Annotated in this window: 11 protein-coding genes and 1 pseudogene; 5 read left to right on the forward strand and 7 right to left on the reverse strand. The window is 35.5% G+C overall.

The annotated features are described in order from the left end of the window. The first annotated feature begins 9 nt into the window (after positions 1-9). Together HRG09_RS03305 and HRG09_RS03310 are read left to right on the forward strand one after the other, a co-directional pair. Positions 10-807: an NAD kinase gene (locus HRG09_RS03305; protein ID WP_174099342.1), complete on the forward strand. Its 798-nt coding sequence runs from the start codon at positions 10-12 to the stop codon at positions 805-807. A gap of 15 nt (positions 808-822) precedes the next feature. Continuing rightward, entirely contained in the window at positions 823-1,710 is an 888-nt protein-coding gene (locus HRG09_RS03310) for an RluA family pseudouridine synthase (RefSeq protein WP_174099343.1), read from the forward strand. Positions 1,711-1,746: 36 nt separating this feature from the next. Here HRG09_RS03310 and HRG09_RS03315 read toward each other — a convergent pair. After that, positions 1,747-1,830 (reverse strand): annotated as a pseudogene (locus HRG09_RS03315) (IS3 family transposase); the annotation flags it as partial. Positions 1,831-2,190: 360 nt separating this feature from the next. Here HRG09_RS03315 and HRG09_RS03320 point away from each other — a divergent pair. After that, positions 2,191-4,974, forward strand: coding sequence for a dynamin family protein (locus HRG09_RS03320; RefSeq protein ID WP_174099344.1), 2,784 nt, complete (start codon positions 2,191-2,193; stop codon positions 4,972-4,974). Positions 4,975-5,533: 559 nt separating this feature from the next. Here HRG09_RS03320 and HRG09_RS03325 read toward each other — a convergent pair. From HRG09_RS03325 to HRG09_RS03340, 4 genes are all read right to left on the reverse strand, one after another. Continuing rightward, on the reverse strand, positions 5,534-6,046 hold the full coding sequence (locus HRG09_RS03325) for a hypothetical protein (RefSeq protein ID WP_309231952.1): 513 nt from the start codon (positions 6,044-6,046) through the stop codon (positions 5,534-5,536). A gap of 193 nt (positions 6,047-6,239) precedes the next feature. After that, positions 6,240-7,373: an RNA-guided endonuclease InsQ/TnpB family protein gene (locus HRG09_RS03330; RefSeq protein ID WP_174099345.1), complete on the reverse strand. Its 1,134-nt coding sequence runs from the start codon at positions 7,371-7,373 to the stop codon at positions 6,240-6,242. A 481-nt stretch (positions 7,374-7,854) separates the two neighbouring features. Continuing rightward, positions 7,855-8,595 (reverse strand): bis(5'-nucleosyl)-tetraphosphatase PrpE, encoded by a 741-nt coding sequence (gene prpE / locus HRG09_RS03335; RefSeq protein WP_174099346.1) that lies wholly within the window; start codon positions 8,593-8,595, stop codon positions 7,855-7,857. 77 nt (positions 8,596-8,672) lie between these two features. Further along, on the reverse strand, positions 8,673-9,833 hold the full coding sequence (locus HRG09_RS03340) for an FtsW/RodA/SpoVE family cell cycle protein (protein ID WP_174099347.1): 1,161 nt from the start codon (positions 9,831-9,833) through the stop codon (positions 8,673-8,675). Between the two features lie 655 nt (positions 9,834-10,488). Here HRG09_RS03340 and fabI point away from each other — a divergent pair. After that, entirely contained in the window at positions 10,489-11,265 is a 777-nt protein-coding gene (gene fabI / locus HRG09_RS03345) for an enoyl-ACP reductase FabI (protein WP_174099348.1), read from the forward strand. 570 nt (positions 11,266-11,835) lie between these two features. Here fabI and HRG09_RS03350 read toward each other — a convergent pair. Further along, entirely contained in the window at positions 11,836-12,066 is a 231-nt protein-coding gene (locus HRG09_RS03350) for a CGEA protein (protein WP_174099349.1), read from the reverse strand. 288 nt (positions 12,067-12,354) lie between these two features. Here HRG09_RS03350 and HRG09_RS03355 point away from each other — a divergent pair, with 288 nt between their 5' ends. Further along, positions 12,355-13,491 carry a glycosyltransferase gene (locus tag HRG09_RS03355; protein WP_254610015.1) on the forward strand — a complete coding sequence of 379 codons (1,137 nt, stop codon included), beginning with the start codon at positions 12,355-12,357 and terminating at the stop codon, positions 13,489-13,491. 201 nt (positions 13,492-13,692) lie between these two features. On the opposite strand, the gene pseI is transcribed toward HRG09_RS03355, so the two are convergent. Next, positions 13,693-14,742 (reverse strand): pseudaminic acid synthase, encoded by a 1,050-nt coding sequence (pseI, locus tag HRG09_RS03360; protein WP_174099350.1) that lies wholly within the window; start codon positions 14,740-14,742, stop codon positions 13,693-13,695. Positions 14,743-14,750: the final 8 nt, after the last annotated feature.

Here is a 14,750-nt window from a genome sequence, read left to right on the forward strand (position 1 = left end):
TGTTGGGCGATGAAATTTGCAATTATGTCAAAGGGAGATCAATCATCAGACGCACTTGCAAGTACAATGACAGACTACTTGCAGGATTTCGGGTTTACAATGGATGAAGCAAAACCAGATATTGTAATTTCTGTTGGGGGAGACGGGACGCTCTTATACGCGTTTCATCGCTATTATCATCGCTTAGATGAGACAGCGTTTGTTGGTGTGCATACAGGACATTTAGGTTTCTATGCAGATTGGTTGCCAACAGAAGTAGAAAAACTGGTGATTGCAATTGCGAAAACGCCGTTTCAAGTGGTGGAATACCCACTTTTAGAAGTTATTATTCGCTATGTGAATGGTAGTAAAGAATCACAGTATTTAGCAATGAATGAAGCGACCGTAAAAAGCTTAGAAGGAACATTAGTAACAGAGGTAGAAATTCGCGGAGAATATTTTGAAACATTCCGCGGGGACGGTCTTTGTATTTCTACTCCTTCTGGAAGTACGGCTTACAATAAAGCGCTAGGCGGAGCAATTATTCATCCTTCGATTGAAGCGATTCAAATTGCGGAAATGGCTTCAATCAATAACCGCGTGTTCCGTACAGTCGGTTCACCGCTCGTTTTACCAAAGCATCATACATGCGTTATAAAGCCGACGAAAAGAATGAACTTACAAATTACGGTCGATCATTTAACGATGGTTCATCAAGACGTAAAATCAATTCAATACCGCGTCGCAAACGAGAAGGTGAGATTCGTTCGTTTTCGTCCGTTCCCATTTTGGAAACGCGTTCGTGATTCGTTTGTTGCGGATGAATAGAGAGGGTTTATGCATGTGAGAAGATTTACATTAAAATGGTGTATGACAGAAGCAGAGAAGGGAATGCTCATTCGGGAGTTTTTAAAAACGAAAGGAATTTCTAAAGCTGCTTTGACAGATATAAAATTTCAAGGCGGAGCAATTGAAGTTGACGGTAAGCATGCGACAGTGCGGCACGTATTACAAGCTGGAGAAGAATTACAAATTTTCTTTCCACTTGAGGAAAGAAGTGAAGGAATGCTTGCTGAAGATATTCCTTTGAAAGTTGTATATGAAGATGACTCTGTACTCGTAATGAATAAAGCCCCATACATGTCAACGATTCCGTCTAGAGAACATCCAGCCGGAAGTGTTGCGAATGCGCTTTTATATCATTATGATAAGCAAAACCTTGCAAGTACAGTACATATTGTAACGCGGCTCGACCGTGATACGTCAGGACTGATGCTGATTGCGAAAAATCGTTTCATTCACCATCTTTTATCAAAACAGCATCAGCAAAAACAAGTGAAACGAACATATGAAGCAATTGTTCATGGACAGTTGGTAGAAAATTCAGGAATGATTGACGCACCAATTGGAAGAAAAAGCGACAGCATTATTGAGCGAACTGTATGTGAAGACGGCCAAAAAGCAGTTACGCATTTTCAGGTACTGGAGAGATTCTCTGATAAAACGCGAGTTTCACTGCAGTTAGACACAGGAAGAACACATCAAATTCGTGTACATATGGCATATTTGGGGCATCCACTGTTAGGAGATGACTTGTATGGAGGTAGTAAGTCCGAGATGAAACGACAAGCGCTTCATAGTACAAGTTTAACGTTTTATCATCCTATTTTAGAAAAAGAGATGACTTTTCATGTGGATGTGCCGGAAGATATGAAAGAAGTATTGAAATAAGCTGCTTTCATCAGTATTGAAGTAAACCAAAAAAAGTTAGACAGCTTCTAGGGCATAGGCCCGGTATTGCACCGGGCCCATGCCCTTTAATTTTGTCTTCATTCTTTTATGATTATAGTATCCTAGTAAAAATAAAAGTTATCGTTATTCCACATTGTATCCTCTCTATCAATGAAGCAAACAAGGCATACATATTCAATACATTGTTTTTATAACGAACTCTACATGGAATGTTACAACTTAATATGGAATATTATATTTGCATCAGATTATTAGGAGCATATAATGTTGTTTCACAACTGAAAGGAAATTGAAAAAAAACTGATACCTTTCTCATTAAAATTCAATCTTACTTAAAAAATGAAAGGAAAGTGAAATTTTCCAGAAGGAATTCTTTGCTAAAATAAAAGCATAAATACAAAAAAGTGTTGACACATGGAGAAAAATGTACTTTTTTTCAAGATATAGTGAGGGAAAAAAATGAGATTAGAAAAACAATTAATAAAGAAGATGTATTATGAAACATTCTTAATGGAGAATGAAACACATCCACCTCTTCAAGTACTTGGAGCAGCATATGTAAACGAACAAAAAAATGAGATTTCCGATGGGTCTTATATTCGTTTTGCACAAGGTGAATTTTATTATCATCATCAAGATTTTGAAACAGCTATTTTTAAATGGGAGAAAGTCAGTAATGAATTAGCACCATGGGCACAAAAAAATATTGCGGATGCTTACTTCGAACTTAACCAATTATCAGTTGCTGAAAATGTTTATACCTCGATTACTACTGATAACAAAATACTTATGACCGAAATTGTACTGCAATTGCTGTCTCTTTACATCGAGCAAAACAAACTTGATTCAGCTTTCGCTGTTATTAAAGAAGCGGTTTCTTTAAATCCCGATTATCCAAACGTCACAACAATTGCACGTTCCTTTTATGAAGAACAGCAAGATTTTGACAGTGCAGTAGAGCTTGCTGTGAATGAATTAATTCGAACAGAATCTTTCCTATGGTTTGAGGTTCTAAAAGAATATATCGATAAAGGATTTACTAAAAATATTTCACCAGACTATTTTTATCAAGTATTAGTTACATTAAATAATGTAGATCAAGTACAGTTTACGCAAATTGTTTCATCACTTTGGAACAGTTATAAAAATGAACAAAACTACTTATTATGGCTTAAAACAATAAATGAATTTTTCTTACATATCGAAATACATTCGTCCGATATATGGGACAAAATTTCTTCTCTATATGAAGAAACGTACTTTGAATTAATTCAAGGTCAATATATGCTAAGACAATTACACGATATCATTCCAAGCTTTTTAACAAATTGGTTAAAGGTAGCTAATCCGTCTCATTCTGTATTTCCATCTGCAGCAGTATTGGCATGGGATGAGATTTTCCCTTCCCAAATAGATTCAGCAAATATAGAACATGCGGAAAGCCTACTTTCATATTCTGTTAATCATGTGGATGGCCTAGAGTATAGCTTACATCTTTTTGAATCTATTACACAGTGGGCACAAAAACATGATTTAGAAATTGGTCATCGATTTAGATGGTTAGTTGGCGAGCTTGCAGATTTAGAAACAAATCGCCTTTTAGTAACTGGAACTTCAGGAAATGGAAAAGTCTCATTTATTAACTCTATACTAGGAGAAAATATATTAGAAAATTCAACCTCAAATGTAGTTGTCTTTAAAAATGACGCTCATACAGAAATTAACGCCATAACAGATTCAGCAATTACAACAACTGAGGATTTCTCTGATTTTCATAACATGCTGTCCTTGCACCGCCAAACATATAGAGATAGAGCATGTGTTGAATTTAAATTACCATGCAGATTTTTAAGTAAAAATAAACTTACATTCGTTGTTACACCTAGCTTTAATAGAAATAACGACACTAGAGGTGAGATATTCGAATATTTAAATTCTGTAGACGAATTATTATTCGTATTGAATGCGGATTCACCTTTTACTGACAAAGAACGTGACATTCTATTAAGTATTCAAGAACATACACCAAATCTACAAATTCATTTCTTATTAAATAAAATTGATAACATTTACAGTGAAGCAGAAGCAAAAAGAGTTATACATGATACGCAAGAGAGAATAAACGCATATTTCCCGCATGCGAGAATTTTCCCTTACTCTTCGTTATATACAAATAGCCAACAGCTAAACGATTTAACTGAGTTTATTCATTTTAACTTTAACCATAAAAATATCGATGCAGAACGTACTGAAAAGCTATTGTTTTTCATTCGAAAAACAATTACATATCTGTTGGATAAACGCGTTGAGATGGAAAACAGCATAGTGGATTCTATTAGTTGGAATGAAGATATGTTAGTTAAATTAAATGGTTGTATGAATAACCTTACTGCTTTTGAAAAGGAAAAAATGCATTTCATTACAGAATCATATCGTACAATGAAAAATGAAATTACGAATGATCTTACAGAACATATTCCGAAACTATTGCGGAGTTGTTCGGATTTAATTAGTGAAGAAAGCGATTTTGGGAACATTGATATTGAACTAAATACAGCGATGAACGAAAGAGTTCAAAAATATCTAGAACAAACTGTGTTACCTAATCTTGCTCGCTCTATGCAAAATTGGATTACAACTTCTAATAACGAGTTCCTTCAAAGTCAATCGTACTTAGAAGAAACCAGTGAAGGACTTAATTCTTTATATGGAGAAAATCGAATACAGTTAGAATGTGACTTTAAAGTGCTTGATGATTGGCGCAGAGATACAGATAGAATGACAACTAGAATACATATGGAAGAAGTAAATATCTTACGCCGATTTACACCAGCACAATTTTTACTGAAAAGCGCCGGTAAATTATTTGGAGTTCTTCCTAAAAATAAAGCTATGCTATATAACAAATACAAACAGTATTTAGAAAATGAAGATTATACCGATGTAACGGCTTCTATTGTGAACAAATTTTTCTTGCAATTTGAGCTGTTTGAAAAAGCACTAGAGCGGGATATTAGTATATTCTTTAGAAATCCGTTTGGCGCGTTGAAACAAGCTGTAGAAAACACTCATTTAGAAATAAAAGAAAAACAAGATACACTGCATAAAATGAAATCAAATCCTGAAGTTTATCATGATTCTATAACGCTCTTTGAATTGAGATTACGTCAATGTGAAGTAATCCTAAATATAGGTGAGGATAATTCCTATACAGGTGTAACTTTAGAAACAAACATAGAGTAAAGTGAAACTTTAATCAGTGGGGGTTTTCTTCATCCCCCACTGATTATTAGCCCTCACCAATCGGGCTTTTACAGGCAGTTGATCCCCACCTATCTTCCTCGTTTTTCTCTGAATCTTGAGGTGGGGTTCTTACTGCCCGTTAATGCGGGGTAAACGTAAAGTAACTCCAAAATCTACAATAAAAGTTGATTTTGGAGTTATTTTTTGTTTGCTTCACTTTTTTTCGGCACTCTGCATCTATATATATCCACTTTGATTTTTCGACATATAAGCTGTGGCTATGAAAACAAAAATAGGTCTTCATTCATTTCCTCTTTTTGTTTTCACACGGCATGGGGCTAAAAAAGGCACTGACCGCATCTATCCATGGCTAGATGCTCTCTCCCACCTAAAAAGAAAGGTTTTATATCGATTTTTTAATTTAGACTTATATAAGTCTAAATTAATTCTACACCTTCTTATTCAGTTGCTAAATCATCATTCAAATTGCCTTTGTAGGGCAATGTATTCTGTATGACTTTGTGCTGCGATGGGGTTATGGGAAAATATTTAGTTCAACTTATATAGATGAGGTCCGTTTAAAATCTCCATAATCAATGATAATGATTTTATCTTTTTCGGATAGCATCATATTATCCATATTTGGCTCGTTATACCAATATATATCTTCAGGTAGGATTCCGGTCTTTAGAAATTTGTTTTTTAATTGGGATAACTTTTCGGTATATATTTCATTTTCAGGAACTTCAAGTGAGAATTTTTTCATAATAATCCAACCGAATCCAAACTTTTTTACAGGACAAAGGTGTTCTCGTAACTCAGGAGGACAGTTTTTATATATTTCAAATTCGGTTTTATTGCTTCTAAGTCCCCATCTAGTGATGGCTATCTTTAATACATATTTATTGTTAAGATCATAGACAATCCTATTTTCCCCATATCCAATCATTTTGTATTTTAATTTTAAGATGTTTTGAGCTTTTTCAGCCTTCTGTTTTTTATCTCTACCCCGATAATGCTTCATTTGTGATAGCCATATATTAATAAATTGTATATCACGTAAACTTATCACTCTTCATTCTCCCCCTTTTTTTTACCTCTAATATTACAGTCTATGTGAATGACCCCTCCTTAACACTCTTACGAGTCGTTTGAAGAAGGGGCTTCCTGTTTCATAGAGCGTTGCTACTTGGGAATCCAAGCAGTCTTACATGCTCTCCGCAGGCTTTGTTTATACTGTTCGGACACAACCTTGCCCTACAGTTTCATTCTTCGATTGTTCTCACAAGTAATTGCTCTAATCCTTTCCGCAAAATGTTGAGACTTGCATTATAATCTCTGTCTAACACCGTTCCACACTTTGTACAAATATGTGTCCGAATCGAAAGTGATTTTTTCACACGATTCCCACAGCTAGAACAATCTTGTGATGTGTACGCCGGATCTATTTTCACAAGTAGGCCTCCGAATTTCTCACACTTATACAAAAGCATCTTACGAAAAGCTCCCCAGCCTGCATCAGAAATCGACTTCGAAACTTTTCGATTCCGAACCATCTTTCGAATATCAAGATCTTCTATACAAATGACCGCATACATTTGCGTGAGATGATAACTTAATTTGTGTAAGAAATCTTTTCTTTGATTCGCCACCTTTTCATGAAGAATCTGGATCCATTCCACTTGCTTCTTATAGTTCGCAGAGTCTTTCTTTTTCTTCGAAAGGTTATGTTGTGCTTTCTGCAGTTGTTTTTCTTTTTGCAAAAGAAATCTTGGATTTTCAAATACCGTACCATTTGAAAGAACAGCGTATTGATTCAGTCCTACATCTATACCAATTGCATTTTCCATATCAATAGAAGGAGGTACATCCTGTCTTTCGACACTAAAAATAGCGTACCATCTCTTCGATTGGCGTTTCAAAATCAACTGTTTAATTGTTCCTTCTATCGGCCGATGCAGATGAATCTCTATTTCTCCTAATTGTTTATTATATAAACTTCCGTTATCTGCAAATGACATCGCCAAGCGGTGTTTTCCATTTGGTTTGAATCCAAATTGAGGGAAAGTGAGACTATTATAGTCTTTATACTTTTTCAATTTTGGATAGTTTGCATCCCCACGAAAAAAGCCATCATAGGCCTTTTTGAGTCGTAAAAATACTTCTTGTAAGGGTTGTGATGGCATTTTTTTGAGAAAAGGATATCTCTTCTTATCGATGACTTGTTGCTTTTGCATGTCAGAACGTGTATAAGATTGTTTATTTTCTTTATATTTTCTCTGCTTATCTAAAAGAGCAGCGTTATAGGTTTGACGACAATATTGTAGCCAACGCTCTAATGTTTCTTTTTGTTCTTTCGTTGGAAACATTTCATACTTTTGGCTCAGCAACATTGTCATCACCTTCCTCTTTTTTTCCTTGTAGTGTTTCAGATTCCTTTAAAAACGAACGCGCGTTCCCTTATTGCTATTAGTATACATGAAGTTACAGAAAAAGGAAACAAAAACTTCGTGCTGTGCACGACCAACATCCTACCACTGGACTATGTCCCGAACGTGCTTGAGGAAGGGGATGAATGTTGGAGTACTGTTAAAAGAAAGTGGTCTTGACAGGGCGTTTTTATATAAATCGAATATACGTGGATTTTATCTCGCATTAACGGGCTGTAATACTCCCACCTCAAAACTTAAGAAAATGCGAAGAAGTTTAGGTGGGAGATAAACAGCCCATAAAAGCCCGATTGGTTCAACTAACAATCAGTGGGGGATGGAGAAAACCCCCACTGATTGAAGTTTCACTTTATCTGGAGTTCCGCTAATATTCCGGAATTTGCTGTTAGTACCCCGGGATGAAGAAAGAGAAAGAATCAGCAGTTCTTAATTATGTAATTTCGCGAAATTTCTCAGGAACAAACGGCATCGAAGAAGGAACAGAAACGGTCTCCATCTCTGGATAGCGCAGTCCTGTTAGTTTTCCGCCAAATACAGCCCCTGTATCGATATTCACCGTATGATTGACAAAACGAGGTTCTGCCACAGGCGTGTGCCCGTATACAATCCACGCTTCTCCTTCATAATGCTTTGCCCAGTCACGGCGAACAGGAGAACCATCAGGATGCTTTTCGCCAGTAATGTCACCATATAATACGAAAGTTTGGACCTTCTTATCTGTTCTTCCGATATAATCTTGGCGAATACCAGCGTGACAAACGATCAATTTTTTGTTATCAAGAACGTGATAGAGAGGCGATTGTTCGTAAAGATCAATAAATTTTTTCTGCACGATTTTTTGTTCACGAGTTTTTAGAGCTTCGTACTCAGCGACAGTCGTTTCTAATCCATGTGCAATTGTTACATTACGTCCGATGAAAAAACGATACAACTTATTACAATGATTTCCCGGAGCGTAATAAGCGACCTTTTTATCTATAACAAGATCCCACACAATTTCAATCATTCGAAGGGATGCCGGGCCACGATCTGTAATGTCGCCGACGAAAGCAAGCTGTCGTCCCCCAGGATGAACTGGAAGTCCACTTTCCCAGTTATAACCGAGCTGCGTTGTTAACGCTTGAAACTCTTCTAAACAGCCGTGTATGTCCCCGATAATGTCGTATTTCATTTTGTAACCTCCATCTCGAGTTTTTTCTTAGTATGTCTAAAGTGGATATAGAAAAAACCATATCTACTAGATATGGTTTAATCAAACATAAATGTTTTTGTTCGTGATCGTACGTTCAGTATGAAGCCAATCGCAATCATATAGGTTAGTAAGGAACTACCTCCATAACTCATAAGAGGAAGTGTAATCCCTGTAATCGGAAGTAATCCAATTGTCATCCCGATATTTTGGAATACTTGGAACGTAAACATTCCGATCGTTCCTGCACATAAATAGCTACCGAATGGATCATTACTTTCCAAAGCGATATGAATCATTCGGTAAATAAGAAGGAAGAACAGGGAAATAACAACACTTGCTCCTAAAAATCCGAATTGCTCGGCAATGTTTGTGAAAATGAAATCGGTATGCGGTTCTGGGAAGTATACTTGACCATTTTCCCACCCCTTACCACGCAATTCGCCTGATCCAGTTGCTAATACAGATTGCCTCAACTGATATCCTTGCGTTTCGTATTCATAAGGTGCTAACCAGCCGTAGAAACGATCTAATTGATATTCTTTTAGAATATGCTCTTTAAAGAATGCTGTATGCTCAAAATAAATATACGTTAGCGTAGAAGCAGCGGTTATAACCATACCAGCTAAACCGAAAATAAAGCGCCAGCGTACACCTGAAACTAAAATCATTGCTGCAATCATTGCTGAAATAACCATTGTATTTCCTAAATCAGGTTCTTTCGCAATTAAAAGTAGCGGTGGTAAACTTGCGCCGAATATTTTCCCGAGTAAAATTACATCCTCGCGTGGAGAGCGAAACGGATATTTTTCATTATGATTGACGATAATGCGGCCAATAACAATGATTAAAAATAATTTCATAATCTCGGAAGGCTGGAAGTTACCAAGGCCTGGCACACTATACCAAGCAGTAGCACCTTTGATTGTTACAGCTCCAGGAACTTTAAATTCAAGTCCAAGAAGTAAAACCATCGCAAATCCATATAAATACCAAGCAATTTGCTTATATCGGTCAAAATCAATAACCATAATTGCAACAACTGCTATGGACCCAATGACATACCATTGGATTTGTTTTGCTACAAAGTTTACTTTTTGCAGAGCTGGTGGTAAAGATGGTTGAGCACTTGCAATAGCAAAACAACTAACAATTGCAATTGCGAGTACAATCAGGATCAATATATAATCTATTCGATATTGGGAATTCTTGTCTTTCACCGTACGTAGTCCTTTCTATTACTCTTTGTGAAATGAAAAAAAGACGCTATTACCATATTAGCGGATTTTGAGTGGTTTGCAAATATGTTGTTTTGATTTTGGTTGTGAGATGTTAGATTCTATCAATATAAATAAAACCAAAAACCTTTCTTTTTTAGGTGGGAGAGAGGATCTGGCCGTACGTAGAAGCGGTCAGGGCCTATATTAACCCCGTGCCGAGTGAAAACAAAGGGAGAAAGTGAGAGTAGATCACTTTGCGCTTTCATAGCAGTAATTTTGATGTGTGAAACCCGAAAAGAATGATTGGTGATGGAAGTATGACTTTACATAAGTACAAAATAAAAAACTACTCTTTTGGGATGAGTGAGAGGATCCGTCCATGTGTAGAAACGGTCAGTGCCTTTTTTAGTCGGAGGGAGTAAGAGTGGCTTCCTTTTATTCTTCATAACCATGATTTATCCAGCAAGTACGTTTAAATAGAGGAAATAAAGATTGAGCTTTCGTAGTAGCAGGAAAGTGAAAGGACAAAAGAGAATTAAAGAACCAGTCATACTAATAATTTTATTTTGCCTTCTTTCGAATTTGTGATATGATATAAATATATTACCAGGTACTAATAACTGATGTTATTTAATAAATTTAGGGGGATAAACAAATGAATCTTCTCAACTTAAAAGGAAAAAACATTATCGTAATGGGCGTTGCGAACCAACGAAGCATCGCTTGGGGGATTGCTCGTTCATTACATGAAGCAGGAGCAAACTTAATTTTCACATATGCAGGTGAGCGTTTAGAAAAAAACGTACGCGATCTAGCGGAAACATTAGAAGGACAACAATCACTTGTTTTACCATGTGACGTAACAAACGATGAAGATATCGCGCGTTGTTTCCAATCGATTAAAGAAGAAGTTGGCGTTGTTCACGGATTAGCACACTGCATCGCATTCGCAAACCGTGATGACTTAAAAGGTGAATTCGTTGATACATCTCGCGATGGATTCTTATTAGCACAAAACATTAGCTCATTCTCATTAACAGCTGTAGCAAGAGCTGCGAAGCCATTAATGACAGAAGGCGGCAGCATCGTAACATTAACATACCTTGGCGGCGAGCGCGTAGTATCAAACTACAACGTAATGGGCGTTGCAAAAGCATCACTAGACGCAAGTGTAAGATACTTAGCAAATGACTTAGGACAACATAACATTCGCGTAAACTCTGTATCAGCAGGACCAATCCGTACACTATCAGCTAAAGGTGTTGGCGACTTCAACAGCATCCTAAAACAAATCGAAGAACGCGCACCACTTCGTCGTAACGTAACACAAGAAGAAGTTGGTAACACAGCGCTATTCTTATTCAGTGACTTAGCAAGCGGAGTTACTGGTGAGAACATTCATGTGGATTCTGGGTATCATATTTTAGGTTAATGAAGAGTTTTATTAAGCTGTAGGACAGGTATTAAAAATATGTTTGGTATTTTCTGAGTAAAAAAACACCAAACATATTTTTCAAACTAAGTTTGTAGCTATATAATATAAAGAGAAAACGTTATTCTTTTTGCAAAAATGTGCAGAAAGGATAGCGTTTTTTTATGCCTATTTTGATTTAAGACGAATTGTAATTTCTATTATGCTTGAGGTGGAAGAGCTAGTACTGAGGGAAAATAAAAAGAACTAATTGAATATAAAACTATAAATAATACAAAGAAATATTCAAGAACACACAAAGATTTTTTTGTGAATTTCACTTGTTAGAAGGGCGGAAGAAGGTCTCAGTTTTATGAGGAAAAAACTTTTACATATTAGGTGTTACCTAAAAGTGTGCTATGTCTGGTGCAATAATCGTTCAATTTTAACCAATCAAACTTGATAGCGTTTATTTATCATGTGTGTTTTTAGAGTTGGAAAAAATGTTTTTTAGATCAGGGGTATTGTTATACTATCTCATTTTTAATTCTTTTTACTTAAAATACAAAGTAATTTGTATAGTTCATGAAGTTAAGCAGAGACAGTAACACTTTCTATATCTTCACAACTTATGAATATAATATTAGTAGATGGTGGTGTTATTGAACTTTCTTCCTCTAATATAACTAGGCAAAGATCAGAATAAAACGAAATAAGAGAAGCGGGTCCAATAATTTGTCCTGATCTGGTTGTAATTGTAACAATAGTTCCTGGTGGCCAAATGTTAAATAAAAAACAAGCTATACCTTCGCAATTTGCCATTTTTTTCACCTACCTTAAATTTGCTATTTGAATACATATTTTCTAAATAAAGATATATTTAATATATGTAGAGGGAGATAAAATGTTTGGGTAAAGTAAATAAACATTAGTAGCCATCCGTCTTATGGTAGTGTTTTCTTGATGAGGGGAGCACGATTTCGCCTTATTATTTTATGTGAAAATAAAATGGTGTCATATTTTTATTTATGAAAATATACATTTATAAATTATGAAACAAACGAGTTGAGATGGTAAATTGAAAAGCTGGAATGAAGGAGGGGAGTATTTTTGGAGAAAGTCGGCACTCCAAAAAAGAAAGGCATTTTATTTGTAATGAATGCTATAGGCGGGGGAGTAGAGTACTATCAAAATGCGTATATTGAGGAGAATAAACATAAATATAGAATATATAAGATGACGTTTAGAGCTGGAATTTTTCGTATAGAAGATATAAATCGGGAAATCCCTCTATACGATGAGTTCCAGTTTCATAATTATGATGAAAAAAGCTTCCGATCACTACTCAAGTCAATAAATATTGAGTTAATTTATATCAATCATCTTATTAAATTTCCTATATTTGATTTTATAAAATTTATTCAATGTTCTGGAATTAATTATATTTTTTTCATACATGATTTTTTTTGTATATGCCCTCTCGTTAATTTGATTAAAAGGAATGGTCCTTACTGCAATAATGAAACAGATGTGAATATATGTACGGCGTGTTTGAGTGGGGGGAGGGAAACAGATATTCAAACTTGGAGAAAAAAATTTGAATCTTTTTTATCAAATGCTCAGAAGGTAATCGCTCCAAGTAACAGTACAAAAGAAATTGTAAAAAAACATTTCCCTAACATTGATATAGATGTACAGGAACATTCTTTATCTCCTAATATCCACTATACATATGCTCCTGAATTTGCAAGTGAAAAAAAGCTTAATGTCGCCTTCGTAGGAAATATACATAAAAATAAAGGATCGCACATTTTATATAAACTTAAAATGGAGATTGAAAGAGGGAAGCGACCTTTTTGTATAAAGGTAATTGGGTTAACAGACAGGCATAAAAGAAGATTTGTCAGCCCAAGCGGACATTTTGCTGTAACAGGACCATATGATAATAAGGAAATTTCTAATATTTTAGCAACACATAAAATAGCTATCGTTATAACTTCTTCTATATGTCCAGAGACATTTTCTTATACAACCAATGAGGCTATGTTTTCAGGGTATCCGGTTATTGCATTTGATATGGGAGCCCCAGCGGAGCAAATAAGAAAATATAGAGGAGGATGGATTCTGAAAGAAGTGAGTAGCCAGAGGATTTTGCAATTATTACAAAAACTTTCAACAAATCGTGGTGAAATTTTAGAAAAAGCGTGTAATTTATCGGTAGCTTGTCAAAATAAAAAGACTTTCTAATTTTTTATCGATGAAAAGAAGGGAAGGGTTAAAATGGTAATTGTGACGCTTAAAGATTTGTAGAACAGTGTAGATAAAGAGTTTTTTAGAGACTTTTTCAATCATATAAAATGAAAGGAGGGCTATTTGACAAAACATGATAATAGCCCCCAATAGGAAAAGATTCATGTGAAAAATTTATTTGTAGAGAAAATTTTTTTATTAAATGAAATCCCAACTTACAGGAGTTCCTTTAGCAACATCTTTTTTCACTTTCTTTCCTAGCAAAATAGGAAGGTATTTTGGTGCCAAACCATATCCAGGTCGAATGGCTTTTATATTCTCTGTTGTTAAAAGATCTCCAGCTTTCATATCTTGTGCAACATATAGAGAACGACGAAACTTTAATGAGCTTTTTTCCATCTCAGTCGGTCCATAATAAACCTTCCCTAGTGCCTGCCATGCTCGTTCTGTTTCCATAACAAGAGATTTTAGTTCGTCTGCTTCCATTGAAAACGCGGAGTCTACTCCTCCATCAGCCCTAGATAAAGTGAAATGTTTTTCAATTACAGTTGCTCCCAGTGCAACACTTGCGACTGCAGTACCTACTCCTAATGTATGATCTGATAAACCTACTTCACATTGGAATAATTCCCTCATATGAGGAATTGTATAAATATTAGTGTTTTCCGGGGAAGCAGGATACGTACTTGTACATTTCAACAAAATAAGGTCTTTACAGCCTGCTGATTTGGCAGCTTTGACAGTCTCATCTAATTCTGAAATTGTAGCCATACCTGTGGAGATAATAAGCGGTTTGCCAGTAGAGGCAGCTTTACAGATTAGAGGGATATCAGTATTTTCAAAAGAAGCAATTTTATAACAAGGAACATTTAGGGATTCTAGAAAATCAACTGCTGTTTCATCAAATGGGGTGCTAAATGGGGTTATACCTAGTTCTTTACATTTATTAAAAATCGGTTTATGCCATTCCCAAGGTGTGTAAGCTTGCTGATATAGTTTATAAAGCGTGTTTCCTTTCCATAAACTGTCTGCATCTTCTATTTTAAAATCTTTATTATCTATATCGAGTGTCATAGTATCAGCTGTATACGTTTGAATTTTTAGAGCATGTGCACCAGCTTTTGTTGCAGCTTCAACGATTTGTAATGCACGTTCCAATGACTGATTATGGTTTCCAGACATTTCGGCAATGATAAATGGTTGTTGATTACGACCTATTTTTCTTCCATTAATCTCAACATCTTTCATTCTATCTT

Origin of the sequence: Bacillus sp. Xin1, assembly GCF_013314535.1 — a bacterium.
In the GTDB taxonomy this organism is placed as follows: Bacteria; Bacillota; Bacilli; order Bacillales; family Bacillaceae_G; genus Bacillus_A.

Coding starts and splice junctions, on each gene's coding strand:
- HRG09_RS03305 (WP_174099342.1), top strand. CDS start 10: ATGAAATTTGCAATTATGTCAAAGGGAGATCAATCATCAGACGCACTT.
- HRG09_RS03320 (WP_174099344.1), top strand. CDS start 2,191: ATGAGATTAGAAAAACAATTAATAAAGAAGATGTATTATGAAACATTC.
- HRG09_RS03330 (WP_174099345.1), bottom strand. CDS start 7,373: ATGACAATGTTGCTGAGCCAAAAGTATGAAATGTTTCCAACGAAAGAA.
- prpE (WP_174099346.1), bottom strand. CDS start 8,595: ATGAAATACGACATTATCGGGGACATACACGGCTGTTTAGAAGAGTTT.
- fabI (WP_174099348.1), top strand. CDS start 10,489: ATGAATCTTCTCAACTTAAAAGGAAAAAACATTATCGTAATGGGCGTT.
- HRG09_RS03350 (WP_174099349.1), bottom strand. CDS start 12,066: ATGGCAAATTGCGAAGGTATAGCTTGTTTTTTATTTAACATTTGGCCA.
- pseI (WP_174099350.1), bottom strand. CDS start 14,742: ATGAAAGATGTTGAGATTAATGGAAGAAAAATAGGTCGTAATCAACAA.